We start from the raw sequence: 23,052 nt of genomic DNA on the forward strand, positions 1-23,052 counted from the left end.
TCGCGTCCGGCCCGCCGTCGGCGCCGACGGCGGGCACGTCGCGTAGGCGGCGCCGCCTCAGGCTTCAGCGCTCTTGCGCTCGGCCTTCAGGTCACCGATCGCCTTCGAAATCCGCTCCTTCAACTGCTCCAGCCCGGCCTTGATGTCCGAGCCGCCCTTCGCCTGGCGCTCGACTTCACGCATCTCGGCCAGAAGCGCCTTGCGGACGTCGCGACTGGCGTAGCCGAGCGCCTCAGTACGTTCGAGCGCGGCCCGCGCCGCCTCGACATGCTGAAGCTTCTTCTGGGCGTCCGTATCGGACTTAGCGGCTTCCACCGCGGCCTCCGCCGCTAGCAGCGGCAGCGGAATAGCGACGTCCGTCATGGCGAGAGTGCTTCGAGCACGATCCAGAGCCTCCGCCGCTGCAGCGAGGTCATCGCGCTCCAACAGCCCGGCCGCAGAAGCGAGCGCCGCGGGGTAGGTAGCGAGGGGCAGATAGAAGGTGCGCACGCGAATCTCGCTCCGCATGCCATCCAGGGCCACCCGCGCCTTCGGGAAGTCGTCGGTGAGCACCGCAAGCTCGACCGCGCGGCGAAGCTTGCGCACCTGGCCCAGGTCGGCCGGCGCCACGTCGATGATCTGAACCTCCGCCGCCGCCGGAATGAGCGCGGCCGCCGGATTCCGGCCGACAAGTATATTCGCCTTGCCGGCGGCCTCCTCGAGGGCCCGGATCGCTCCCGCCTTGTCCCTGGCGGCGATCCGGCTCTGCGCCTCGTCGGTCTTGGCCAGCACCGCGACGGCCTCGGCGTCCAGCGCCTGCTGGGCGCCCGCCTCCGCCTGCGCACGCTCAGGCTCATAGCGGTTGGCGGGGGCAGGGGCCTGGCTGGCCACAGGGCCGGCCTGCGGCGACGGAGTCGGCGCGGCCTCTCGCCAGGGTTTCCAAATGAACAGGGCCACGATCACGACCACGGCAATCGCGAGCAGTATCCAGACGCGCTTCGATCGCATGCTTGCTTCTCCTTCAAGCGGCCGTCAGGCGATCGCCGCTGCGACCTCTGCGCGCCGTGAAGCAGAGAATGGCGGAGCCTGCGCGGCCGGTCTTGATGGTCGTCAAGATGCCCCCGGCGGGGCGTGGGACTGTCCTGCGTCGGCCCCCCCCCCCGCCGACGCTAAAGCATAGGAGAACCCTCACCATGGCCCTTTTCAGAACCGACACCGACATCAAGCGCGACGTCGAGGACGAGATTCGCTGGGATCCCTCGATCGAGGACGACAGCCACATCGCCGTGGCGGTCAACGACGGGGTGGTCACCCTCACGGGCTACACCAAGAAGTACATGGATTCCTATTACGCCGAGCGGGCCGCCAAACGTGTCCAGGGCGTCAAGGGCGTCGCGAACGAGCTGGAGATCAAGTACGACACCGGCAGCGAGCGGCCCGACCCCGACATCGCCGAGGAGGCGGTCAAGGCGCTCAAGCGGGACCTCCCGCTGACGCACGAGAAGCTTAAGGTCATCGCCAAAGATGGCCGTCTCACCCTCGAAGGTGAGGTGGAGTGGAACTACCAAAAGGAGACCGCCGAGCGGGCCGTCCGCACCATCCGGGGCGTGAAGTCCATCAGCAACCTGATCACCGTGAAACCGAAGATTACCCCGTCGGAGCTGAAGAAGAAGATCGAGGACGCCTTCGTGCGCAGCGCCCAGCTCGACGCCAACAAGGTCACTGTCGAGGTCGATGGCAGCCGCGTCATCCTGCGCGGGTCCGTCCGCTCCTGGGCGGAACGGCAGGAGGCGGAACGCTCCGCCTGGTCCGCCCCCGGCGTCACCAGCGTCGACAACCGCATCGTCATCGCCTGACCGTCGGCGCCGGTCCGCGCCTGTTGCGGTCGGCCGACGACCGCAACAGGCGCGGACCGGGGAGGGAAGCCATGAACGTCGAGCAGCTGCACGGGATCGCCCACGATGTGCGCAACGACCTGATGATCATCCAGGCTGCGACAAGGTCCCTGCGCCGCGCCTGGTCGAACCGCGAGGCGGACGAAGCCCAAGCGTCAGCCTTTACGCCCGGGCTATTGTTCGGCGCCCTCGATCTTGCCGTTTCCCACTCGGCCGCGCTTCTCGCCGGCTGGTCGGATTCCTTGCATCCGAACGGCGGCCCCCATCTCAGCGGCGGCGTCGCCGATCTGCCGCGCGCCCTCTATGCGGCAGGGGCGGCCTTCCAGCCCTGCCTGGCGGCAGGTCAACGTCTGGACTGCGAGGTGTTCGGTCGCTTCTCGCCGCTCGGCGCGGGCTCTGCAGAGCTGGTGGCCGTATTGATCAATCTCCTCAAGAACGCCAAGGAGGCGCTCGACGAGCGGCCAGGGCGCATCGTCATCCGCGCCCGTGCGCTCCGGCAGCCAGCCCAGCCCGTCGGGAGCTGTGTGCGAATTGTGGTGGCGGACACCGGCCCGGGAATCCGTCCGGACGACCTGGCCAGGGCTACGAGCTTCGGTTTCTCGACGAAGGGTCAAGGGCGCGGCCTTGGCCTGTGGCGCGCCCGCAAGTTTGCGGAGGCCGCGGGCGGACGCCTGCGGCTTCGCTCAAGGCCCGGACGCGGGACGGCGGCCGTTCTCATCCTGCCGCTCGACGATGTGGCGCCTGGAGCGCCGATGGAGGACTACCCATGAGCCAACCCGACGCCCCGCCGATCGAGGTCGCGCGCGTGCGCGAAGTCGTCGGCATCGCCGACTCTCGAGACGCCTTCGATCGCATCGTCGAGGCTCTGCTCCTGGCCGGCGTGGATCGCGCGCGCATCTCGTTGATGGGTAGCCGAGAGGCGATCCTGGACAAGCTGCACCACTACTATGTCGAGCCCACCGCGCTAGCGGAAGTCGACCAGTTGCCCAGGCGTGACCTGGTCACTCGCGACGATGCAGCCGCTCTGAACGTGCTGGTCTTTGGCACCTTGCTCGCGGTCGCCACGCTGGGCGCAGGCGCCATCGTGGTGGCCTCCGGCGGCGCTGCGGCGGCGGCGCTGAGCGCGGCCGTCGGTGGCGGCGTGCTGGCGACGACGCTCGCCAGATCCATCCGCCGCCGCGTTCTCGGCGAAGCCGATCCCGACATGCTCGAGCACGACCTGGCGATGGGCGGTTTGGCGATCTTCGTGCGCGTCGATGACGGGCAGGAGGAGGCCAGGGCGCTGGCCATACTTCGCGAGCATGCGCGCAATGTCCACGTCCACGAGGTCGACCTCGCCAAGACCCTGCTGGACATCCCGCTGGGGCGGATTCGCCCCGACCCGTGGTTGGATGATCGGCCTCTGGCCGCCCCACCCAACAGCTGAGCTGTAAAGACCGACACGGAGGACCCCGACATGACTATGAAGAACGCCACGGCGACGACCGTCGGAGCGAGCCGCCCCCGCCGCTTCGGCGTGAGGTTCTGGCTTTCCCTCGACGCCGTGCTCTGGATATTGCTGGGCGTACTGGCCATTGTGGCGCCGCTGATCGCCGGCCTGGCCACGGTTGCTCTGTTCGCTGTCTTGTTGATCGCCGCCGGCGTTGTCGGCCTCGTCGGGCTTTTTCGGAGCGGGCGCCGCGGCGCCTGGGGCTGGCGGCTGGTGTCGACAATCGCGGCGTTCGTTGCCGGCGTGCTGCTCCTGCTCGATCTCTTTCTCGGCGCCTGGACGATTACGCTGTTGGTGGCGGCCTACCTCATCGCCTCCGGGGTCACGGCCGCCGTCGCAGCGTTCCGGATGCGACGCGTCGAGGCTCGGGGCTGGTATTGGCTGCTGGTGGCGGCCGCAGTGGATATAGCTCTGGCGGCCTTAGCGCTGCTCATCGCCCCGATCGCGGCGCCAATCTTCCTCGGGTATCTCCTGGGGGTCGATCTGGTCCTGTCGGGGGCGGGCTTGTTGGCGTTCGCGCGAAGCCGATCTGTGGCCGCCTGGGACCAAGTGGCGCCGCGGACATAGTGCTTCAGGGCGCCGGCGAAACTGATCTCGTGCATTGCCTCGCTAGGGATTTTCGACGGTGGCCGCGAGCGCCGGCGCATCGCGACCGGCGGATTCGGGCGCGCGCGTCCATCCGCGGCCATCATCTGTCCCGCAGCGGGTGGCGGCTCTCCAATGAGTCAGCGGCCGCGGCGGGCGCCGATCTCCTTGATGGCGGCGCAGAAGGCCGCGGTCGGTGCAGGCTTGCTGACCGCAGCATCGGCTCCAAGGTGAAGCGCGAGAGACAGAAGATAGTCGGGCTGCAACGCGCCACATCCCGCCGTCGTGGCGACGACCGCGACCTCGGGCCAGAGCGCTCGCGCATTGAGAATCGCCTCGACGCCATCTGTCTCTGGCATAAGCATCTCTACGATCAGCACTTCGGCCGGGGTGAGCGTCGTGGAGACGGCGCGGCCGTCCTCCCCCTCTCGAACGGCGAAGCCAGCGCTCCTCAAACAGGTCGCCAACTGTGAGCGGAACGCTTGATCGGGATCGAGAAGAAGAACGTGCTGGAACACTGTCGCCTTGGCGTGCGCGAGCGGAATTGCGCTGGCCCTCATCTGCCGGCCCCCGCCAGCTCGAGCAATATAGTGCACGGTCGATCGGCTCGAATGCGGCGAAGGCGCGCACCGACGGTCAATCACCTGGCCCGCTGGCATGCCGGGGCCCCGATCAGACGGCCCAAGAGCCATCAAGCCGATGGCGCGCGCCATACGCTGACTTGTCCGCCAGCTTCGCCGACCTAGATCGTGGAAGTACAGGACGGGAGGGGACCATGCTTCACAACGTCTCCATAGTTCCCACAGCCGCCGGATGGCTGGTTCATTCCGACCTTCTGGCTGGACCGCTCGTCTTTCGCTCCGGCGCGAAAGCGCAGGACGCGGCCTGCCGTGTCGGACGCGCGATCGCGGACAACGGCGGCTGGGCGGAAATACAGCTGATGTCGCATGATTGCCGGCAAGCGAGCCGCTTCCTGTGTCCGCCGCTGGCGCCTGATGCTGGCGTTGGCGGGGTCGAGCCGTAGGGCTCCGGTCAAGGGGCGGACACCCAAATCGCTGTGCTCCGCGCCGCCGATGGACGGCTCTCCACGGGAAGCGCCGTCGGGCGAGCCCCAGAAGCCTAGAATGCGCGACGGCGCTGGCAGACGTTCCGTTCGCGGCGAGCGAGGTCTTCTCGGACGTCGTTCACGCCGCCCGATGTGTCGTGTGTTTTTCCGAAGGAGGCTCGAAATGGCGGATGCTGGGGTCAAATCCGTCCCAACGCGCCCCTTCGACGATCAGAGGCCCGGAACCTCGGGATTGCGCAAGCCGGTCTCGACGTTCCAGCAGCGCCATTATCTTGAGAATTACGTACAATCGATCTTCGACTCCGGAGCCCTCTCGCGAGCCGCCCCTCTCGTGATCGGCGGCGACGGCCGCTATCACAGCGGCCCAGCACTCCAGACGGTCGCCAAGATGGCCGCCGCGAACGACTTCCCAGTGCTATTGGTGGGCCAGGCGGCCTTCTTTCCACGCCTGCAGCCTCTTGCGTCATCCGCAAGCGCGCCGCGGCGGGCGCAATCCTGCTGACGGCCAGCCGCAACCGAGGGGGGGGGGTGACTTTGGGGTCAAGGTGAACCTGGCCAATGGCGGACCAGCGCCCAACCCCATAATGCAGGCCATATTCGCGGCGTCACAGCGCATTCGCAGTTACAGGACCATGGATCAATCCGACCTGAACCTCGAACGGATTGGGTTGACGACGCTCGGGCGTACAAGGGCTGAGATCTTCGATCCTGTGGCCGACTAGGGCTCACCTCAATGTTTGCTCGTCCAGTTACGCTATGCGGAACGTTGGAAGAACAGCAATGATAGTCTATCTTGTGCGCTCTCACTGTGAGTTGCCTGCGTACTTTGGGCAAAGCAGCTTTCCAGCGCCGGCCCCGTGGCACAGCGGTCGTTCGCCGTGCTATCCCCTCTTGGCGCTGCGAACGATAGCAACGAGTTGGCGAGAGGCTCAGGAGTAGTGATCGCCTCGGTGTTACAAATCGATTTCGTCTGTTGCGGCGCTGGCCCGGCCCGCGTCGCATCTCACGCTCGAGAGCTCCAGCGTTCATTAGCCTGCCCTGGCTGTCTAGAATTAGAAAGATTTCAATCTCGCTGCGATAGGGTTTTTACGGTAGTTGATCGGGGCTGCCTTTCCGCGCGCCGTCCGGCACATAGGGGCGCGACAAGATGCGGCGCGCGGCGAGGCTAGTCCGATGCCGTTGCAGAAGACGCGGGGATTGTCCGACGAGTTCCACGCTTCTGTAGCCCGTCATGTGTTCGAACGCGGCGTCGACATCTCGCGTTAGAACGGCGATCAGATCTTCCAACGCCATACTAAGACCGCCTCGCATGAAGTGCATTTCATTTAAATAGCGCCATAGACAACACGCGTCGGATTTCAATTCATGATTGTTTAACCAACGCGAAGATCCGCACGGGCGTGACGTAGCTCAATACGAGTAAGCTAGGCTGCGGCATAACGCCGTAGGGAGGGCGCAGTTAAGACTGGATTAGCTTCTCAAAGGAAGGTTCGCGCAACGTTGTTCTTAGAGCGAAAAATCAACCCGCCATGCTATTTTCGACCCGGCCCAAATCTAAGCAAGCCGCCACAACCGCCGAGTTGCGGGAGTTGAAAGCCCAGGTTGCGGCGATGGAACTGTCCCAGGCGGTGATCGAGTTCAAGCTTGACGGCACGATCCTGCGGGCTAACGCAAACTTCCTGAACGCCTTAGGCTATCGATCAGAAGAGGTCATCGGCCGACATCACAGTATTTTCGTGCCGCCGGACGAGGCGGCGAGCGCTGAGTACCGCGCCTTTTGGGAAGAGTTGAACAGCGGGCGGTTCATCGCGCGCAAGTTTCGGCGGATTGGCAAGAGCGGCGCCGAGTGCTGGATCCAGGCCTCTTATAATCCCGTGCTCGATGAAAACGGCAAACCTTACAAGGTCATCAAGTTCGCCACCGATGTCACGGCCATCGAGCACGAGCGGATGAGATCCGAAGGCGAGCGGCAGCGCGCGGCCGAAGAGCAGGAAGAGGTTGTGTCCAACCTCGCCGAAAGCCTCAAGCGCTTGGCGCGGGGAAACCTGACCGCCCGGATCAGCGCCCAGTTTCGGGGTCGGTACGCGCAAATCAAGGACGATTTCAACGCCGCGATCGACAGCCTGCGCGAGGCGATGAACGGCATAGCGGCAACCACCAGCGGCTTGCGCGCTGGCGCTGACGAAATCTCCTCAGCCTCCGATGACCTGTCTCGCCGAACCGAGCAGCAGGCCGCCAGTCTGGAACAAACGGCGGCAGCCCTGGACGAGATCACCGCCACCGTCCGGCGCAGCGCCGAAGGCGCCAAGCAAGCCTCGGCCGCCGCGTCTGGCGCTCGCACAGACGCGGCCCGTTCGGGCGAGGTCATGCGCGACGCCGTCGCCGCCATGGGCGAGATCGAGCAGAGCTCAAGCCAGATCACAAACATCATTGGCGTGATCGACGAGATCGCCTTTCAGACCAACCTTTTGGCCCTGAACGCGGGCGTTGAAGCCGCGCGCGCCGGGGAAGCCGGTCGTGGCTTCGCGGTCGTGGCCCAAGAAGTCAGGGCGTTGGCTCAGCGTTCAGCGGATGCGGCCAAGGAAATCAAGACCCTGATCGCCAGCAGCACCGCCCAGGTCGAGCGCGGCGTGAAGTTGGTCGGTGACACCGGCCAGGCGCTGACGGGCATCGTCGGCAAGATCGCCGAGATCGACATCCTGATCTCTGAGATAGCCACCTCGTCTCAAGAGCAGGCCACGGGCCTCAACGAGGTCAACACGGCCGTGAACCAGATGGATCAGGTCACCCAGCAGAACGCCGCCATGGTCGAGGAGGCCACGGCCGCGGCCGCCAATCTCAAGACGGAGGCCGGCGAGCTTGAGCGGCTCGTGTCGCGCTTCCAGGCCGACGCGGCCGTAGCTCGACTTGAACGCCCCCCGACTCGTGGCCACGCGCCGGCGGCCGACCCGATAGCCCGGTCTCGGGCCAAGATCGCCGCGTTCACGCGTTCCAGCGGCGTGGCGCAGGCGGCGGCCCAGTCGTGGGAAGAGTTTTGACATGCGCGCAGGCGCGCCGCCTAACGGAGGACTGTGTCGGCCTGCCCTGGAGCTTGGTTGGGAAAAACCATCGTCAGAGCGGGTCCGCATGATTCCGATGGGCGAGCCGGCACAGGGAAAGGAACACGAACGAGCGGTCCAAGAGGGGCAACCAAGCCATCGGCTTGGGTCCGAATCTGTGGAGCCGCCTCAAGTCACAGCTCAGCCTAGGGGCTTCTGGTAGATGTCTTGGCTGCAGCCTTCCCCGGCCGCGGCAAGCAGTCTGCGAGCCGAGGTTATCGCCGCTTTTAGGGTTAGGGAAGCGCAGAGCCCATCAGGGCCGGTTATCACCACTTCGCCGTCGACGGAGGTGACCTCCAGAGGCACGTCGAAAGCCTTTCGGTGGTCTGTCCTGCGTTCCATTGGTCTCAACTCCACGAATGCCTATTGAAGCCCTCGCGGTCCGATGGGTTCCTCAGCGAGCGGGAGGTCGCCGGTGACGCGTAAATCCGTCAGGCCGCTGCGGTCGCCGGCGACGCGCGGAGCGCTGCGCGATTCCCAAGCGAGCCTCGTACTTCACCGACATCTGAGCGGGTCAGGAAGCCGGAGCGCAGCAAATCGGCGCAGCACGCGTCGAACAGACGATGCAGCGCGCCTATCGCATCAGGATGCGAAGCGTGCCAGTCGGGTTGACGCAGCAAGGCCCCCGCTTGGCGCGCGGCGGTCCACACCACTAGGTCGCGCGGCGACCAGCCCCAATCGCGTAGCGCGACACGGGTCGCACGCTTGTCCTGGCGCAGGGCCGCCAGCGTGCGCGCCAAGAGCATGTTGGCGACGGGCGCCTGATCTTGCGCGTGGGCTTCAAGCCAGGCGGAGAAAGGCGCCAGTTCGGCCTGGGCGGCTCGTAATTCCTTGGAGGTAAGAAGATTTCCAAACATCGTGCATTCATGTCAGATCGCGGCTAGCAGCTCGTTGCACCCCGCAGGGCGCCTCTTTGAAATGGGTACGGCGCGCGACGGCGTCCGGATCAAAAATCGTCATTCGCCTGGATGTCTTCCATTCGCTACTCGTGGCGCGGGCGCGATGCGCCTTTCGCACGATGGCGTTGGCGGCTGGCTGCCGCACAGCGCCAACGGTTCACCTGAAGGCCGCCAGAGCTCCGGCGCGCCAAACACGCCCACCCCGCCTCCAGCAGGAACGCGCAAGTGGGGGCGGACGGCAAGGCGAGCCCCGGGGCGAAAGCCGTCGACGGCTCCAGTAGGGCCTCGAGGGCGGCCTGCGGGGGCAAGGGTGATAGGCCGGCGCCCTTGGCGGCCTCCGCGGCGTCCCCGCCCCCAGCGCCTCGGGCGTCTAGATCGCAAGCAGTCGATGTCAAAGCGTCGTCTCCCAACAGAGCCCCCGACGCTAGTGTTTAGAAAAGCGCGCTCCCGTGCAGCTTGCAAGCTACATTGATGATGAGGCTCGTCGGAGCGGCTTCGGCGCTCAGGGAGCGGGGCGGTTGACACCGCCCCCGTCGAGAACGTCACGAACCTTTCGCGACAGCTGCTCGAGGGTGAAGGGCTTTTGGAGGAAGGCGACGCCAAAATCGAGGACGCCGTTGTGGACGACGGCATTGCGCGTATAGCCGGTCATGTAAAGCACGTGCAGGTTTGGATGATCGCTCCTGAGCCTATCGGCCAGGACGCGCCCGGTCATGCCAGGCATGACGATGTCCGTCATCAGCAGATCAATGCGCGAGGCTCCGTCAAAGCGTGCGATCGCATCTTCGCCTGTCGCCGCCAAGACGACGCCGTAGCCCAGGTCCTGGAGCGCTTCACCCGTGGTCTTGCGGACGTTTTCGTCGTCTTCCACGAGCAAGATCGTCTCGCCTGGCCTGGCGCGCGGTGATACCGGTCGTGGCGTGAACGGCGCGGCGGCTGTGGCCTCACCGAGATAGCGCGGCAGGTAAAGCTTCACCGAGGTGCCCACCCCCACTTCTGAGTATATTTTGATGTGGCCGCCCGACTGTTTGACGAACCCAAAAACCTGGCTGAGCCCAAGGCCCGTCCCCCGCCCGACCTCCTTGGTGGTGAAGAAGGGTTCAAACACGCGATCGACGATCTCGGGCGCCATGCCCGTGCCGGTGTCGGTGACGGAAATCAGCACATACTGTCCCGGAACGACTTCCAGATTGCCTTGAGCGTAGGCCTCGTCAAGCGAGGTGTTCGAGGTCTCGATCGTCAGTCTGCCACCGTCGGGCATGGCGTCGCGCGCGTTGACGCAAAGATTGAGAATGGCGTTTTCCAGCAGCTGGGGATCGGCGTGCACGGGCCAGGTGCCGCCGCCAAGCACCACCTCGATATTCATCTGCTCGCCGATCGTGCGGCGCAACAAGTCAGACATGCCGCTGATGAGCTTTGTCGGCTCAAGCGGACGCGGCTCAAGCGGCGCTTGTCGCGAGAAGATCAGCAATCGCGCGGTCAGGCTCGCCGCCCGCTGGGCGCCGTCCATGGCGTTGTCGATGCACGCCTCGGCTCGGTCGGGTTCACCGCGCAGGCGGCGCTTGGCGATCTCCAGGCTGCCGATGATCACCGAGAGCATATTGTTGAAGTCGTGAGCAATGCCGCCCGTGAGCTGTCCGACGGCCTCCATCTTCTGCATTTGCCGAACCTGGGATTCGGCCTTTTCCCGCGCGACAGCCTCCGCCGTCAATCGGTCGTTGGCGCTTGAGAGTTCGTCTCGGCTTTCTTGCAGCGCCCTAAGCTGGCCGTTGGCCGCCCTCACCGCCGTCAAGGTCAGAGCAAGCAGTCCCAGGAAACCGAGCACCAGGGAGGCCTGGAGCGCGGTGCGCGTCGCCGCCGCACGATCCTGGCGAACGTCCAGGAGACGGGCTTCCTCGGCGATCATCCCCGCCACCTGCCGACGGATTTCTTCGGTCAAGGCATCGCCGCGGTTGACCAGCAGGTAGTCCCGCGCCGCTTCGAACCCCTTATCGTGGCGCAAGGCGACCCCTCGCGCCAGGATCCGCAGGCGCTGCTGGATCAACCCATGGAGCCGCGCGGCCGAAGCCGTCTGGCGGGGGTTATCCGCGACCTGGCTGGTCAAGCGTCCCATAAGCGGTTCCATATCGGAAAGCGCCGCCTGGTAGGGGTTCAAGTAGCTTTCGACGCCCGAGACGAGATAGCCGCGCTGCCCGGTCTCAGCGGCCTGCACGTTCGCGCGAAGCTGCCAAAGCGTGGTTTGCACCTGCATGGAATGGCGCACCCATGCATCGGTGCGCCTCTGGGCCTCGGTCAGAACGAGCGCGCCCAGGACGACCACGCCTAGGAGGGTGAAGCCCGCGATCAAAAGCGTTGCGGGATGACGAAGTCGACGGATCGACATGATCGCTCCAGCGCTGGCGTTAGAGCGACAGGCCACAAGCGGGCAGGGTTCGTAAAGTCTTCATATCGCCGATTACGCCTGGCCGACTAAGCCTGGGTCCTCGCGCGTCGGCGCAACAGCGCTGCTCGAAAGGGTCAAAGCTCTAAACTTTTACCCCCACGGCGGCCAGTTCGCGAAGAAGGCGGCGGATTTGGGGGAGATGGGCGAGCGCCTGTTCGAGCGAGGCGTCACGCTCCAGGGGTGCGATGACGTATCCCTCTTTGGTCTGCCGGATGAACCCCTTATCCTGGAGGGCGATGAAGCGTCGCCGAACTGTCTCCATAGGCAGATGCAAGGAGGCGGCGACCTGATTAATCCTCAGCGGGCGCAGCCCGTGTTCGGCGCCGAGGATTGGCGTGTCGGCGCAGGAGAGGCAAGCCAGCACCAGCGCCTCAAGGATATCGCCATCGTGTTTGCGTAACGCCGTCACCGTCCAGCGCAACACATAGTCTGTCGCGATGCGCACGCCGGCGCGCATGTTGGCCTCGTCTGGTGCGCAGGTGTCTTCGGCCGGGCGCATGCCTGTAGTTAAGGTTCCACACTGCGCCTGCGGGAAATCCGCCCAAGATCATGCGACCTTGGCATTCTGATCCCCTACATCAGCCATCGCCTTGCACATGCCCACCACGTGGCGGCGGATCTTGGCGTTGGAGATCCGGGGAAAGAGTTCGGCCAGCTCGAGCGCGCCTTGGGTCGCCATGAACCGGGTGAAGGCGTCTCCGAGGCCCTGTCCAGCCGAGTGCGCGGCGTCATCGTCGACCAACACCGGCAGCCCCTCGAAGAAAAAAGGGATCGGGACACCAAGGATTCTGGCGGCTTCATAAAGCTTCGAGGCGCTGATGCGGTTAGCGCCGCGTTCGTATTTTTGCACTTGCTGGAATGTAAGACCCAAGGCCATCGCCAACTTGTCCTGGCTAAGGCCAAGGCTTTTGCGGCGCGCGCGGATCCGCATGCCAACGTGCAAATCGACAGGATTGGGCTGCCGAGCTAGGTGGTCTTTGTTCATGTACGCCCTCGCACGATCACGCTTTGGAATATGCGCGAGACAGCCGCGATCGGAAACCATAAATGGCGGCCACGTCGCTTTGGTCTCACGACGCTTCGAAATGCGCCTAACCTAAGCGCCGCTGGGAGAGGGGCATTCGCCCCGTCCTTGCTGTCGGTAAAACCGGTTGGGGCCGCGACTTAACCATCGAGCCAGACAGCCCCAGGCAAAGGCGCGGACAAAAACGGGGCCCGAGCACTTCTCGATCAGCGGTTGACGCCCAATGCGCCGCCACCCTACGCGTCTCTCTCCGGCGCGATCCTGCCGATCGTTGCGCGACTAACGCCAAGGACCTTAGCCAGATGGCGCGTGCTTTCGCCCTTTGAGCGCTCAGTCGCGACGAAAGCGCGCTGGTCAGCTGAAAGCTTGTAGCGCCGGCCAAGCTTTACGCCTCGCGTCCTGGCCCGCGCCCGCCCTTCAGATGTCCGCGCCCGTATCAGTTCGCGCTCGAACTCGGCAAGGCCGCCGAGAACCGTCAGCATAAGGCGCCCGTGCGCGGTCGTGGTATCCGCCCAGGCGTCGCGCATGGATCGAAACTGAGCCCCCTTCTCAGCAATCGCCGCCAGAATGTTGAGCAGGTCGCGCGTCGAGCGCGCAAGCCGGTCGAGGCGCGTGACCAACAGGATGTCGCCGGCGTCAAGCGCGGCTATCGCCCGTTTTAGTTGGGCTCGATCAGCTCGCGCCCCGGAGACGACCTCTTGGAAGATCTTATGGCAACCGGCCAAGCGAAGTTCATCGATTTGCGCCGAGACGCCCTGCCCGTCCGTGGAGACCCGCGCATAGCCGTAAATCATGCCCTATTATGAGACTATAATATGAGCCGCTCAAGCTATTGTTTTCTCTAAGGCTGGTCAGCGTCTCGTTTTTCTTGAATTCTGAGCCGCCGCAAAAGGCGGCGGAGGCGATCCGATGGCGCGGCGAAGCTTGCTGACGGGAGAGGAACGTCGACGGCTGTTCGAGCCACCGACCAGTGATCGCGAGATCGCCACCCGCTACACCCTGTCTCTAGAAGAGCTGGACTGGATCGAGGAGCGACGGCGACCAGCCAACAAGCTTGGGGCCGCCGTGCAGCTGGCGCTCGTGCGGCATCCCGGGTTCGGCTGGACTGGGAGCCAAACGGTCGCGCCGACCCTTCTGAAATTCATCGCCGAGCAGATCCACGTTCCACCAGAGGCTATGTCCCTTTACGGCGCTCGGGTTCCGACCCGAAGCGCGCACCATGCGGCGATCTTGGCGCGCCTAGGCCTTCGCCCGTTCAGCCGCACTGACCTGCGATTGGCGATCGCTATCGCTGCCGACGCGGCGCGGTCGACCGACAAGGGCGGACCGATTGTCGAAGCCGTCATGACGCAGCTTCGCCGCCAAGGCGTCGCCTTGCCCTCGCCAGACACCATCGAGCGCGTTAGCCTGGCAGGGCGCGCCCAGGCCAAGCGACAGTCTGCCGTCGATCTTCTGGCGAGCCTATCAGAGGCGCAGCTTGCGGCGCTGGATCAGCTGCTCGTCAATGACCAACAGCTTGGAAAGTCGGCGCTGGCCTGGCTGCGTGATCTGCCCGAGACCCCTAGCGCTCTCAACATGGGCGCATTGATGGAGCGATTGGACTATGTCCGCGCCATCGGCCTACCGCCGAAGATCGCCGAGGCGATCCATGAGCGGCGCTTTGATCAGTACGTCCGGGAGGGCGCGATCGCCCCGGCGTTCCTGCTCGGCGGCTACAGCGTCGGGCGTCGACGCGCGACTGTCGCCGCACAGCTTCTCGATCTTGAGCGTCGGATCAGCGATGCGGCGGTCGACATGTTCGAAAAGATGGTCGGCTCACTCTTCGCCAAGGCCAGGCGCGGCCGCGAGCGGCAGTACCAGGCCAGTCAGCGCGAGGTCGCCCATCTGATGGGTCTGTTCAGCGGCGTCATCGCCTCGGTCGAGCGAGCTCGGGCCGATGGTCGCGACGTCCTTGACCAGATCGACGCCGACGTTGGCTGGTGGAAGGTGGTTGCCGCGCGGCCGAAAATCGACGCCCTAGCTTCCTTGGCGTTGCAGGACCCGCTCGTCCGCGCCGCGGAACGCTATGGCGCCCTGCGTCGCTTTGCGCCGACGTTCCTTGCTCACATGCGGTTCAGGGCCGGGACCGGTGGCGCGCCGATGCTCAAAGCGATCGCGCTGCTGAAGGAACTCAATGCCGGCGAGCGCCGACATCTTCCAGACGATGCGCCGATGCCGTTCGCCTCGAAGGCCTGGAAAACCCTCGTCAAGCCGCCCCGGGCGCCCATCAACCGGCGCCTCTATGAGACCGCCGTCATCGCCACGCTGCGCGATCGCCTCCGCGCCGGTGATGTGTGGATTGAAGGCTCCAGAGCCTACCGTAGGTTCGACGACTATCTGATCCCGCAGGACGATGTCGCCGCTGAGGCGCAATCCCTGCCGGTGACGGTCGAGATGGGCGCCTACTTGAGCGAGCGGGCCAGTCTGCTCGATCAGCGCCTTGCCGCCTTTGCCCGGAAGTTGGCCCGAGGCGACCTTGAGGACGTCTCGCTCCAAGGCGAGGTCTTGTCCGTCAAGCCGATCAAGGCCAGCACGCCCGATGAGGCGCGTGTGCTCGACCGTGCGATCGACGCTTTATTACCGCGCATCCGGATCACCGAACTCCTAGCCGAGATAGACGCTTTGACAGGCTTCTCCTCAGCGTTCCGAGAGCTTCGGTCCGGTAGGGCGCACGACAATCCCAGCTGCGTGCTGGCCGCCGTTCTGGCCGATGCGACCAATCTTGGTCTGGAGCGCATGGCCAACGCCAGTCAGGGCGTGACTTACGCCCAGTTGGCTTGGACGCAGAGCTGGTATCTCAGCGAAGAGAACTACCGCGCGGCCCTGGCCAAGATCATCGACGTTCACCACAGCCAGTCCTTCTCGCGTCACTGGGGTGATGGGCTGTCGTCTTCATCGGATGGCCAGTTCTTCCGGTCTGGTCGCCGCCGGTCTGGCGCCGGCGATATCAATGCTAAATACGGGCCCGAACCAGGCTTGCGGGTCTACACCCACCTTTCCGACATGCATGGGTCATTCCACACCAAGGTGCTTTCGGCGACGGCGTCGGAGGCCCCGTATGTGCTCGACGGATTGGTCGGCCGGGGAGGCGGTGAACATTACACCGACACCGGTGGGGCGACCGATCACGTCTTCGCCCTTTGCCATCTCCTGGGCTACAGGTTCGCCCCGCGCCTGCGCGACATCCAGGATCGACGCCTGGCCATTATCGGCGTCAAGCCGCGCCACAAAATCCTTGAGCCGTTGCTGGGCCGCGCCATTCGCGTCGATGTCGTCGAGGAGAACTGGGACGACATCCTTCGCTTAGCCGCTTCTATCAAGGCCGGCGCGGTCGCGCCTTCGGTGATGTTGAAAAAGCTGGCCGCCTACAAGCGGCAGAACAGACTCGACTTGGCGCTTTCAGAGGTGGGACGCATCGAGCGCACCTTTTTCACGATCGACTGGCTGGAAAGTCCGGATCTGCGGCGTCGCTGTCAGGCGGGGCTCAACAAGAGCGAAGCCCGTCATGCGCTCGCTCACGCCGTATTCGTCCACAAGCAGGGCCGGATTGCAGATCGCACCTTGCAGAACCAGCAGCACCGGGCGTCAGGTCTCAACCTAGTCATTGCCGCCATAGCGCTCTGGAACACATTGTATATGCAGCGCGCCGTGGACCATCTCCGCGCCAACGGCCAGGACGCGCCAGACCGTTTGATCGCCCATCTGTGGCCGATGAGTTGGCAGCACATCGGCCTCACGGGCGACTATCTCTGGCGCGATGCAGCCCCGGCAACCGCAGCCGGCGAGCGACCCCTTCATGATCCGCATGATCGCCTGTTCAGGGTGGCCTGAGCCGCGTTCTCGGATCGTTCTTCTAAGCGTACTCTGGCGAACAAACCTTGAGGTGAGCCCACTACGGCGGCGCTGATGGAAATCACTGTTTGATTTCGACCGGCAATCCCGGCTGCTGTCCCGTGACAGGTTCCGGCTGCGCTATGACGCAATGCACGTCATTACAGGGCCCTACGCTCAGGAAATCTGTGCGGCGGCTGGGCGCGCCCGGCGGATCCGTGGGCAACGGCCTGCCAAGGCCCGACTTCGGCGGTCTGCAGCCCGACCCTAACCCGACACAAGCGCGCGCGCCTGATGGAGGTCATATTTCGAAGCGACGCGCCCGATTTCGGGGCCGCTTCCGACGGCGACGTAGCCAGAGTTATGCAGTCGCACTGGCGAGAATTTGGCCGTTGTCCTGCCCCCCGCCGGTCCCTCGATCATTGTGAGAGTCCAGGGGTTGGTAGCCGATCTGCAGCGTCGGCGGTAGCGGCCGGCCGCGGGGTTCAGCCGCACGACGCCCGGGGTTAGCCCGCCATGCGCGAGTGCGGTCGGCGTCATCTATGACTATGTCGACCGGGACGTGCCAGTTCTCGCCCGGATGGCCGCGAAGCGAGCGGCCGGCTATTCGGCGCTGGGCTATACGATCGAGAAGGCCCAGGCCTGTTGATAGGCCCCAGGCGGATTGAGAAAAATAGCAAGTATGCTATATCCGCTGAGATCGGCGGACTAGCGGGTCCGCTGCAGCGGGTACAGGCGTCGAATGACATGGACCGTGGAGACCGTCGGGGATGCGGTCGACGCCGAGATCGCGGCATTGCCGAAGGACATGTAGGCTGCCTTCTTGCGGTTGGCAGGACGCATCGAGGCCGTCGGCCTGGAGCGAATCGGCCAGCCGACGTCAAGCATCTCCAGAACAAGCTCTGGGAGATGCGGTTCAGCGGCCGGGATGGAATCGCCAGAGCGATCTACGTCACCGCAGTCGGCCGCCGAGTGATCGTGGTGCACGCGTTCGTCAAGAAGACCCAGAGAACGCCGCGAGCGGCCATTGAGTTGGCCCTGCGGCGAGCCAAGGAGATTGAGCCATGACCAGCCTCGCAAAGCTTAGGCAAAGGCTGCTGACCGATCCTGAGGTCAAGGCCGAGTATGACCGGCTGGGGCCGATCTTCGCTGTCGTCGGCGAGATGATCGAAGCCCGGGAGGCGGCGGGCCTAACCCAGACCGAGATCGCAACTCGGATGGGGACTTCGCAATCCGTGGTCGCTCGTTTGGAAAACGCCCGGCACATGCCGACCTTCGCCATGATTGCTCGGTATGCGGAAGCGGTCGGTCGACGCCTCGACGTCCACCTGGTTCCGAACGGTCGCGAGCACCGCGCCTCATAGGCCGTCCCGGCGATCCCACTGCAGCGATATCGACATCCGACAGCGATGATGTCCCAGGGACGGGAACAGTTCAGTCGCAACCATTTCGATCGGCTGGTCGAATAGTTGCGCGCTTTTCGAGCCCAAAGCCGTGGCTATTGAGCCGGTCGCGTCTATTTTGATATCGGACATACGATACTATCAATTAACTGTTAATATTTCCGATAACAATAGTTATGCGCGATATCCGGAACGGCAAAAGGGCCGCCGTAGAGCCGCCCTTCCCTGTCTGAATTTCGCGTTTAGACTCCAGATCAGCCTCGGCAAGAGGGAACCACCCCGTTGGGGGTGACATCACCAGAGTGGGTCGAATGTCGTCTCAGCCTGACGAAATGTCAAATCAGGCTAGAAGATCCGTCTATTACGCCCGCCGCGAGTTACCGCGTCTTGAGCGGGCTCTTTTCCACCCATCTCAATTTTAGGCCAAGCCCAGGCCGCCGCCCTACTTCTAGCGGCCGAATGGCGCCTGCCGGTCTCGTGCGTATACGCCGTCCCTCCACGGGAGGGTCTTCGCCGTGGTTAGAATGCCCGCTTGATTTAAACGGTCCGAAACGCGGCGGGCCGCAGCGTCATCTTCACGACTCCCTAGTGCTCCCCGGGGGTTGGGAACTCCTGGCGTGGCTTTCCGTAGACTGCTGTGCTTGGGGTCAGGAACCAAACGGTACGGCCAGAATTGAAGCTCCAGCGCACACCTAGACCGAAGATCGCCCGGGAAAAGCAGTAGAGACGGGGAAGGCCATGACGATGTCGTCGCGTGACAAGACCTTCGAACGAGACCTGGTTTTACAAATTCCCCACCTGCGGGCTTTCGCGCGATCTCTCTGCGGCGATCCGTTCGAGGCTGACGATTTGGCGCAGGAAGCGGTCGCTAAGGCTTGGGGCTGCCGCAACAGCTTTTCGCTCGGCACCAACATGCGCGCGTGGATTTTCATGATCTTGCGCAATCACTTCCTTTCCGAAAAGCGCCGCAGTTGGCGGTCCGTCGCGCTGGACCAGGAGCGCGCCGAGCAGACCCTGGTCGCAAGCGACAATCCGCATGCGGCTATCGAGCTCGACGATGTCCGCCAGGCGCTGATGGCCTTGCCGGTGTCCCAACGTGAAGCTCTGGTCATGGTCGGCGCCGGCGGGTTCTCCTACGAAGAGGCCGCCGAGGTGATGAGCGTGGCGGTCGGCACCGTTAAGAGCCGACTGAGCCGGGCTCGCGCGGAGCTGCAGCGCGTTCTGGAAAGCGGCGACTACGCTCGAGAGCGGCGCCGCGGGGGCGAAGTCATGGTCACGCTCGCGTCCTGCAACGCGACGAACGCCGAGCCCCACGCGAAGTCGGCGGCGTAATGCCCTCTTCCCGGTCGGAGACCCCCCAACGGCCAGCGACCAGTCTGCTGCGAAAGCTTGGCCCCGGGCTTGTCACTGGGGCCGCGGACGATGATCCCAGCGGCATCGCCACCTACTCCCAGGCAGGGGCCCAATTTGGCAACAGCCTGCTGTGGACCATGGTCCTGACCTATCCGTTGATGAGCGCCATCCAGCTGGTCAGCGCCCGTATCGGTCGAGTGACCGGAAAGGGCCTTGCGGCCAACCTCGGTGAAGTTCTTCGGTGCTGGTTGGTGAACCTTCTCGTGGTCCTGCTCCTGGCCGCCAACACCATCAACATCGGGGCGAACCTGGCGGCGATGGGCGCGGCCGCCGAACTGCTGGTACATCGTGGATCGCACCTGTTCACCCTGGCCTTTGCGATCCTGTCGCTTCTTCTGCAGCTCTTCGTGCCCTATCGGCGCTATGTCGCCTTCCTCAAATGGCTCACCTTCGTCCTGCTGACCTATGTCGCGGTGCTCTTTACCGTGAAGCTCGACTGGATCGCGGTGGCCAAGGGTCTGCTATGGCCGCGCATCGAGCCGACGCCAGCGCTGATCACCGCTATCGTGGCGATCTTCGGTACGACCATCAGCCCCTATCTTTTCTTCTGGCAGGCCGCTCAGGAAGTCGAGGAGGTCAACCGCAAGGCTCCCTCGACCGCTGACGCAGGCGCCGAAGCAGGCCGACAAGGCCATGCGGCGTATCCGCTTCGCCACCGCTGCCGCCAGATCGCAAGTCATCATAGGCCTGGCGGGCAATAGTGGGGCGTCGCCCTCACCCTTGGCGTCGATCAGATTGACCGCGCCCGTCACTTGGCAAAAGCCGTTCTCCGTCCGGTCCGCGACGGGCCGAAACCCAAGGCCCGCCGCGGTCAACCAGGCGGCGCACGCTTGTGGATCGCCGGTGGCTTTGAGCAGGCGTCCACGCGTCGAGCCATCGATAGGCTCTGTGATGAAGACCGGCCGGCGACCGATGCGGAGGTCCGACAGAGGCTGGCACGACCCGCAAAGCAGTGCGGCTAGCCCGATGATGTGGACGCGGCGGCGCACTAGGTCTTGGCGACGTGCTCGGGCCTGCCGCTGCGTTTGGTGTGGGCGAAGTCTTCCAACTGCTTTTCCCTCATCGACAGCATCGACTTGGACGCGCCCTTGAGCTTGCTCTTGGGCGTGTCGCCGCGCTTGGCGGAGAGGGCCGCGCCGGCGGCCTTCTGTTGAGCGACGGATTTGGCGGGCATTTTCGCCTCCTGGAATTGATGTCTTGAGTCAACGCACTTTGACCCGCTCCGTGCCGCCCGGATAACTGGAACCGCGGCAAGTCCAGTTCCGTTGAGGCGGGCGGACCTGGAGGCGAGAGAGAGCGCTAGATGATTTACGACACCCTCATCGTCGGCGCCGATCCTGCAGGGCTGACGGCTGCCACCTATCTGGGGCGTTTCCGCCGCCAGGCATTGGTGCTGGATGGTGGCGAGCCGCGCGCCAGCTGGATCCCGGAAAGTCACAACACGCCAGGGTTCCCGCGCGGGGTCGGCGGACCCGAACTGCTCACTCGGATGCGCGAACAGGCAGAGCGCTATGGCGCAGCGTTCCGCAAAGCGCGTGCAGAGATCCTCAGCCGAGAGGGCGACCTGTTCGTTGTCGACCTTGCCGGCGCGCCAGGTGAATCGGTGCGGGGGCGAACGGTGCTTCTGGCCACGGGGGTGGTGGACATCAAGCCAACTCTCGGGGGGATCGAGGCGGCGATCCGTCGGACGCTTGTCCGAATGTGTCCGATCTGCGACGCGTACGAAGCCATCGACCAAGCGATAGCCGTGCTTGGCGACGGCCCGCTGGGCGCGCGTGAAGCCATGTTCCTGCGCACCTATTCGGAGCGGGTGACGTTGTTACATCTGGGCGCGATGGAGGATCTTGATCTGGCGGCGCTGCGCGACGCCGGGATCGGCGTGGCGGCAACATCCCTGAAGGACATCACGCTGGAAGAAAAGGTGATCGTCGGCCCCGTTGGAACGGGGAGCACCTTCGACTGCCTTTATCTCGCGCTGGGCTGCGAGATGCAGAGCCGTCTTGCCGTCCGTTGGGGGGCTGAGCATGACGCCGAGGCCAATCTTATCGTCGACGCTCACCAGCGCACCTCGATCGATGGCCTCTATGCCGCAGGAGACGTCGTCAGGGGTCTTAATCAAATCGCCATCGCAACCGCCGAGGCTGCGATTGCCGCGACCGACATTCATCGTCGCCTGCGGCAGATCGATCATCCGCCGCGCGCCTGATGGCGCGCGGCGGGCGCTTTGGTCAGTGGTAGAGGCTTTCAGGAACCTGGCCGCCGTTCTCGGCGAGCTTCTTCATGACAGCCTTGTGCAGGGCGATGTTCTGCTCGGCGCTGCCGGCTTCGCCGACATGCACGCCCAGCTCGTCTGCCAGTTCCTTGCGGGCCTCGAGGTTCGAGTCGAGCTTCAAGAGCTTGAGGAGATCGACGATCGATGTGCGCCAGTTGCCGCCGCCCCCTTCGATCTCGGCCATCGAGGTCAGCACCGCCTCGACGTCGACCGGCGCGGCCGGCGTTTGCGGGGCGGTGGGCTGAGCCTGAGGTTGGGTCGGGGCTTGGGTCGCAGCCGCGGTCGGCGCCGGCGCTGTCGGTGCGGACGGACGGTCATGGTGGAAGATCTTGTCGACGATCTTGGAAAAGAGGCCCATGGGCGAAGCTCCAGATGAGGTTAGTGAGCGCCCGAGGCCAGGCCATGGACGTGATCGAGGTGCGCCTTGATCTTCGGCAGGGCCTTGGTCGCGCCGGCCTTCAGCCCTGCGTCGTCACCATGGTCCGCATAGCCCTGCATCAGCGTCAGGGCCTCGTCATGGGCGGCCTTCTGCTGGTCCAGATAGACCTTGTCGAAGTCGGCAGGCGCGGCGGCGTTGAGGTTGTCGATGAGACCTTTGCGGCGCTCGTCCAGGCCCGTCGGCGCGGGCTTGCCCGACGCGAGGATCGCCGGCTTCATCGCGTTCGAAAGCGCGGTGTGGTCGGTGACTATCTGCTTGCCGAAAGCCTTGACGGCTGCGGACTGGCCCTTCTGCTGAGCGATCTTGCCGGCTTCGATTTCATACATATCGCCGATCGCGGCGTTGCTGACGAAGGCTTCGGTCGACACCGGGCCGGCGACGGCTGCGGCCTGGCCGACAGCGGCGGACGTCGCATCCTGGGCGGCGTTCACCGCGGCGTTTCCGGTGCCGGGATCGGCGGGGTTGGGATCGGCCGTCTTTTTCTGACAGGCAGCCAGACAGAGCGCGGAAAGCGCGGCGACGGCGAAGAGATTGGCTCGGGCCATGGACATTCTCCGGAGGCAAGGTCGGCGGTGCGCCGACGGGGATCGTGAAGATCGAACTCTAACGCGGGCGGGCGTAGGCGACGCGCTGGGGGCGACCGCGCAGCAGCAGGCCCAACACCACGCCGACGCCGGCGGCGACGCCGAGCGCTCGAGCGGGGTTCTCAATCACCCAGGCCTCCAGATCGCCGTAGCGCCCCTGCGCCTGGTCCACCGCTTGGCGCGAAACGGCGCCGAGCCTGCCGCGAACTTCGTCGACGGCGGCTTGGGCGGCGTCTTTCAAACTGCCGGCCGCCGCGCGGGCGCTGGCTGCGGCGGCCTTTACGTCGGGTCTGGCCGCCTGACCGATCGCCGCAGCCGTGCCCATGCCTTCGCCATAGATGTCGGCGTCGTAGTCGGCCATGTCGTGATCCCTCCAGCCGTGGTCAAACAGCGCAAACTGTGCCGGACCAGTTGTCGCAGAAGACAATTCGGAAGGCGGCGGAGCGTTCCACCGCGATAGGGGGCGGCAGGCGCTAAGCCGGGTAGAGTTCGGAACCGCCCCGCTCAGCGCGGGTTTGGCCCTCGACCCTAAAGGCGGTGACCTGCTCCTGAAAAACTGGACCGGTTTGAGCTAGAATTTTCTCGTTTTGCGG

The 23,052-nt window shown here is 64.8% G+C and carries 24 protein-coding genes; 13 read left to right on the forward strand and 11 right to left on the reverse strand.

The genetic code is table 11. The annotated features are described in order from the left end of the window. Positions 1-57 precede the first annotated feature (57 nt). On the reverse strand, positions 58-987 hold the full coding sequence (locus Q0379_RS04230; RefSeq protein ID WP_299004654.1) for a YfdX family protein: 930 nt from the start codon (positions 985-987) through the stop codon (positions 58-60). Positions 988-1,172: 185 nt separating this feature from the next. Here Q0379_RS04230 and Q0379_RS04235 point away from each other — a divergent pair, with 185 nt between their 5' ends. The 4 genes from Q0379_RS04235 (at position 1,173) to Q0379_RS04250 (ending at position 3,930) form a co-directional block, all read left to right on the forward strand. Next, complete coding sequence (locus Q0379_RS04235) at positions 1,173-1,835, forward strand: BON domain-containing protein (RefSeq protein ID WP_299004657.1); 663 nt, start codon at positions 1,173-1,175, stop codon at positions 1,833-1,835. A 71-nt stretch (positions 1,836-1,906) separates the two neighbouring features. After that, positions 1,907-2,644: a sensor histidine kinase gene (locus Q0379_RS04240; RefSeq protein WP_299004660.1), complete on the forward strand. Its 738-nt coding sequence runs from the start codon at positions 1,907-1,909 to the stop codon at positions 2,642-2,644. Beyond that, positions 2,641-3,300 (forward strand): hypothetical protein, encoded by a 660-nt coding sequence (locus Q0379_RS04245; RefSeq protein WP_012520304.1) that lies wholly within the window; start codon positions 2,641-2,643, stop codon positions 3,298-3,300. Before Q0379_RS04240 ends, Q0379_RS04245 begins: the two co-directional genes overlap by 4 nt. Before the next feature lie 30 nt (positions 3,301-3,330). Beyond that, positions 3,331-3,930 carry a DUF308 domain-containing protein gene (locus Q0379_RS04250; protein WP_012520305.1) on the forward strand — a complete coding sequence of 200 codons (600 nt, stop codon included), beginning with the start codon at positions 3,331-3,333 and terminating at the stop codon, positions 3,928-3,930. Positions 3,931-4,088: 158 nt separating this feature from the next. Here the strand turns inward: Q0379_RS04250 and Q0379_RS04255 are convergent, their stop codons facing one another. After that, on the reverse strand, positions 4,089-4,508 hold the full coding sequence (locus tag Q0379_RS04255; RefSeq protein ID WP_299004671.1) for a response regulator: 420 nt from the start codon (positions 4,506-4,508) through the stop codon (positions 4,089-4,091). A 215-nt stretch (positions 4,509-4,723) separates the two neighbouring features. On the opposite strand from Q0379_RS04255, the gene Q0379_RS04260 reads away from it, so the two are divergent. The 3 genes from Q0379_RS04260 to Q0379_RS04270 all read left to right on the forward strand — a co-directional run bounded on the left by Q0379_RS04260 (position 4,724) and on the right by Q0379_RS04270 (position 8,052). Further along, positions 4,724-4,972 carry a hypothetical protein gene (locus tag Q0379_RS04260; protein ID WP_299004674.1) on the forward strand — a complete coding sequence of 83 codons (249 nt, stop codon included), beginning with the start codon at positions 4,724-4,726 and terminating at the stop codon, positions 4,970-4,972. Between the two features lie 205 nt (positions 4,973-5,177). Beyond that, positions 5,178-5,516, forward strand: coding sequence for a hypothetical protein (locus Q0379_RS04265; protein WP_299004677.1), 339 nt, complete (start codon positions 5,178-5,180; stop codon positions 5,514-5,516). Between the two features lie 1,027 nt (positions 5,517-6,543). Next, on the forward strand, positions 6,544-8,052 hold the full coding sequence (locus Q0379_RS04270; RefSeq protein ID WP_299004680.1) for a PAS domain-containing methyl-accepting chemotaxis protein: 1,509 nt from the start codon (positions 6,544-6,546) through the stop codon (positions 8,050-8,052). A gap of 491 nt (positions 8,053-8,543) precedes the next feature. Here Q0379_RS04270 and Q0379_RS04275 read toward each other — a convergent pair whose 3' ends face one another. From Q0379_RS04275 to Q0379_RS04295, 5 genes are all read right to left on the reverse strand, one after another. Beyond that, positions 8,544-8,969: a hypothetical protein gene (locus Q0379_RS04275; RefSeq protein WP_299004683.1), complete on the reverse strand. Its 426-nt coding sequence runs from the start codon at positions 8,967-8,969 to the stop codon at positions 8,544-8,546. A gap of 544 nt (positions 8,970-9,513) precedes the next feature. After that, positions 9,514-11,394: a CHASE3 domain-containing protein gene (locus Q0379_RS04280; RefSeq protein WP_291845211.1), complete on the reverse strand. Its 1,881-nt coding sequence runs from the start codon at positions 11,392-11,394 to the stop codon at positions 9,514-9,516. Positions 11,395-11,536: 142 nt separating this feature from the next. Continuing rightward, a complete protein-coding gene (locus Q0379_RS04285) occupies positions 11,537-11,911 on the reverse strand; it encodes a hypothetical protein (RefSeq protein ID WP_066682040.1) in 375 nt (124 codons plus the stop codon). A 90-nt stretch (positions 11,912-12,001) separates the two neighbouring features. After that, on the reverse strand, positions 12,002-12,439 hold the full coding sequence (locus tag Q0379_RS04290; RefSeq protein ID WP_066682042.1) for a helix-turn-helix transcriptional regulator: 438 nt from the start codon (positions 12,437-12,439) through the stop codon (positions 12,002-12,004). 275 nt (positions 12,440-12,714) lie between these two features. Beyond that, on the reverse strand, positions 12,715-13,272 hold the full coding sequence (locus Q0379_RS04295; RefSeq protein ID WP_299004702.1) for a recombinase family protein: 558 nt from the start codon (positions 13,270-13,272) through the stop codon (positions 12,715-12,717). A gap of 115 nt (positions 13,273-13,387) precedes the next feature. On the opposite strand from Q0379_RS04295, the gene Q0379_RS04300 reads away from it, so the two are divergent. The 5 genes from Q0379_RS04300 (at position 13,388) to Q0379_RS04315 (ending at position 19,865) form a co-directional block, all read left to right on the forward strand. Further along, positions 13,388-16,348: a Tn3 family transposase gene (locus tag Q0379_RS04300; protein WP_299004705.1), complete on the forward strand. Its 2,961-nt coding sequence runs from the start codon at positions 13,388-13,390 to the stop codon at positions 16,346-16,348. 909 nt (positions 16,349-17,257) lie between these two features. After that, a complete protein-coding gene (locus Q0379_RS24140; protein ID WP_366519296.1) occupies positions 17,258-17,416 on the forward strand; it encodes a type II toxin-antitoxin system RelE/ParE family toxin in 159 nt (52 codons plus the stop codon). Next, positions 17,413-17,712 (forward strand): helix-turn-helix transcriptional regulator, encoded by a 300-nt coding sequence (locus Q0379_RS04305; protein ID WP_299004709.1) that lies wholly within the window; start codon positions 17,413-17,415, stop codon positions 17,710-17,712. Before Q0379_RS24140 ends, Q0379_RS04305 begins: the two co-directional genes overlap by 4 nt. Before the next feature lie 777 nt (positions 17,713-18,489). Further along, positions 18,490-19,083 carry a sigma-70 family RNA polymerase sigma factor gene (locus Q0379_RS04310; RefSeq protein WP_299004712.1) on the forward strand — a complete coding sequence of 198 codons (594 nt, stop codon included), beginning with the start codon at positions 18,490-18,492 and terminating at the stop codon, positions 19,081-19,083. Positions 19,084-19,241: 158 nt separating this feature from the next. Beyond that, positions 19,242-19,865: a divalent metal cation transporter gene (locus Q0379_RS04315; protein WP_299004715.1), complete on the forward strand. Its 624-nt coding sequence runs from the start codon at positions 19,242-19,244 to the stop codon at positions 19,863-19,865. Between the two features lie 287 nt (positions 19,866-20,152). Here Q0379_RS04315 and Q0379_RS04320 read toward each other — a convergent pair whose 3' ends face one another. Beyond that, on the reverse strand, positions 20,153-20,338 hold the full coding sequence (locus Q0379_RS04320) for a DUF3008 family protein (protein ID WP_299004718.1): 186 nt from the start codon (positions 20,336-20,338) through the stop codon (positions 20,153-20,155). A gap of 129 nt (positions 20,339-20,467) precedes the next feature. On the opposite strand from Q0379_RS04320, the gene Q0379_RS04325 reads away from it, so the two are divergent. Then, the gene (locus tag Q0379_RS04325; RefSeq protein WP_299004722.1) at positions 20,468-21,370 is read left to right on the forward strand and encodes an NAD(P)/FAD-dependent oxidoreductase; all 903 of its coding nucleotides are present in this window, start codon (positions 20,468-20,470) and stop codon (positions 21,368-21,370) included. 22 nt (positions 21,371-21,392) lie between these two features. On the opposite strand, the gene Q0379_RS04330 is transcribed toward Q0379_RS04325, so the two are convergent. Genes Q0379_RS04330 through Q0379_RS04340 form a run of 3 tightly spaced genes read right to left on the reverse strand, consistent with a single transcriptional unit; the run spans position 21,393 to position 22,820 of the window. Next, a complete protein-coding gene (locus tag Q0379_RS04330) occupies positions 21,393-21,794 on the reverse strand; it encodes a DUF3597 domain-containing protein (protein WP_184724612.1) in 402 nt (133 codons plus the stop codon). Between the two features lie 20 nt (positions 21,795-21,814). Further along, a complete protein-coding gene (locus Q0379_RS04335; RefSeq protein ID WP_299004730.1) occupies positions 21,815-22,420 on the reverse strand; it encodes a DUF4142 domain-containing protein in 606 nt (201 codons plus the stop codon). A gap of 58 nt (positions 22,421-22,478) precedes the next feature. Then, positions 22,479-22,820: a DUF883 family protein gene (locus tag Q0379_RS04340; protein ID WP_184724617.1), complete on the reverse strand. Its 342-nt coding sequence runs from the start codon at positions 22,818-22,820 to the stop codon at positions 22,479-22,481. Positions 22,821-23,052 lie beyond the last annotated feature (232 nt).

Source organism: uncultured Caulobacter sp. (genome assembly GCF_937900395.1).
GTDB lineage: Bacteria > Pseudomonadota > Alphaproteobacteria > Caulobacterales > Caulobacteraceae > Caulobacter.

What these genes read in the sequence shown, in the direction of transcription:
- Q0379_RS04230 (WP_299004654.1), bottom strand. Translation starts at nt 987, where the DNA reads ATGCGATCGAAGCGCGTCTGGATACTGCTCGCGATTGCCGTGGTCGTG.
- Q0379_RS04235 (WP_299004657.1), top strand. Translation starts at nt 1,173, where the DNA reads ATGGCCCTTTTCAGAACCGACACCGACATCAAGCGCGACGTCGAGGAC.
- Q0379_RS04240 (WP_299004660.1), top strand. Translation starts at nt 1,907, where the DNA reads ATGAACGTCGAGCAGCTGCACGGGATCGCCCACGATGTGCGCAACGAC.
- Q0379_RS04245 (WP_012520304.1), top strand. Translation starts at nt 2,641, where the DNA reads ATGAGCCAACCCGACGCCCCGCCGATCGAGGTCGCGCGCGTGCGCGAA.
- Q0379_RS04250 (WP_012520305.1), top strand. Translation starts at nt 3,331, where the DNA reads ATGACTATGAAGAACGCCACGGCGACGACCGTCGGAGCGAGCCGCCCC.
- Q0379_RS04255 (WP_299004671.1), bottom strand. Translation starts at nt 4,508, where the DNA reads ATGAGGGCCAGCGCAATTCCGCTCGCGCACGCCAAGGCGACAGTGTTC.
- Q0379_RS04260 (WP_299004674.1), top strand. Translation starts at nt 4,724, where the DNA reads ATGCTTCACAACGTCTCCATAGTTCCCACAGCCGCCGGATGGCTGGTT.
- Q0379_RS04265 (WP_299004677.1), top strand. Translation starts at nt 5,178, where the DNA reads ATGGCGGATGCTGGGGTCAAATCCGTCCCAACGCGCCCCTTCGACGAT.
- Q0379_RS04270 (WP_299004680.1), top strand. Translation starts at nt 6,544, where the DNA reads ATGCTATTTTCGACCCGGCCCAAATCTAAGCAAGCCGCCACAACCGCC.
- Q0379_RS04275 (WP_299004683.1), bottom strand. Translation starts at nt 8,969, where the DNA reads ATGTTTGGAAATCTTCTTACCTCCAAGGAATTACGAGCCGCCCAGGCC.
- Q0379_RS04280 (WP_291845211.1), bottom strand. Translation starts at nt 11,394, where the DNA reads ATGTCGATCCGTCGACTTCGTCATCCCGCAACGCTTTTGATCGCGGGC.
- Q0379_RS04285 (WP_066682040.1), bottom strand. Translation starts at nt 11,911, where the DNA reads ATGCGCGCCGGCGTGCGCATCGCGACAGACTATGTGTTGCGCTGGACG.
- Q0379_RS04290 (WP_066682042.1), bottom strand. Translation starts at nt 12,439, where the DNA reads ATGAACAAAGACCACCTAGCTCGGCAGCCCAATCCTGTCGATTTGCAC.
- Q0379_RS04295 (WP_299004702.1), bottom strand. Translation starts at nt 13,272, where the DNA reads ATGATTTACGGCTATGCGCGGGTCTCCACGGACGGGCAGGGCGTCTCG.
- Q0379_RS04300 (WP_299004705.1), top strand. Translation starts at nt 13,388, where the DNA reads ATGGCGCGGCGAAGCTTGCTGACGGGAGAGGAACGTCGACGGCTGTTC.
- Q0379_RS24140 (WP_366519296.1), top strand. Translation starts at nt 17,258, where the DNA reads ATGCGGTTCAGCGGCCGGGATGGAATCGCCAGAGCGATCTACGTCACC.
- Q0379_RS04305 (WP_299004709.1), top strand. Translation starts at nt 17,413, where the DNA reads ATGACCAGCCTCGCAAAGCTTAGGCAAAGGCTGCTGACCGATCCTGAG.
- Q0379_RS04310 (WP_299004712.1), top strand. Translation starts at nt 18,490, where the DNA reads ATGACGATGTCGTCGCGTGACAAGACCTTCGAACGAGACCTGGTTTTA.
- Q0379_RS04315 (WP_299004715.1), top strand. Translation starts at nt 19,242, where the DNA reads ATGGTCCTGACCTATCCGTTGATGAGCGCCATCCAGCTGGTCAGCGCC.
- Q0379_RS04320 (WP_299004718.1), bottom strand. Translation starts at nt 20,338, where the DNA reads ATGCCCGCCAAATCCGTCGCTCAACAGAAGGCCGCCGGCGCGGCCCTC.
- Q0379_RS04325 (WP_299004722.1), top strand. Translation starts at nt 20,468, where the DNA reads ATGATTTACGACACCCTCATCGTCGGCGCCGATCCTGCAGGGCTGACG.
- Q0379_RS04330 (WP_184724612.1), bottom strand. Translation starts at nt 21,794, where the DNA reads ATGGGCCTCTTTTCCAAGATCGTCGACAAGATCTTCCACCATGACCGT.
- Q0379_RS04335 (WP_299004730.1), bottom strand. Translation starts at nt 22,420, where the DNA reads ATGGCCCGAGCCAATCTCTTCGCCGTCGCCGCGCTTTCCGCGCTCTGT.
- Q0379_RS04340 (WP_184724617.1), bottom strand. Translation starts at nt 22,820, where the DNA reads ATGGCCGACTACGACGCCGACATCTATGGCGAAGGCATGGGCACGGCT.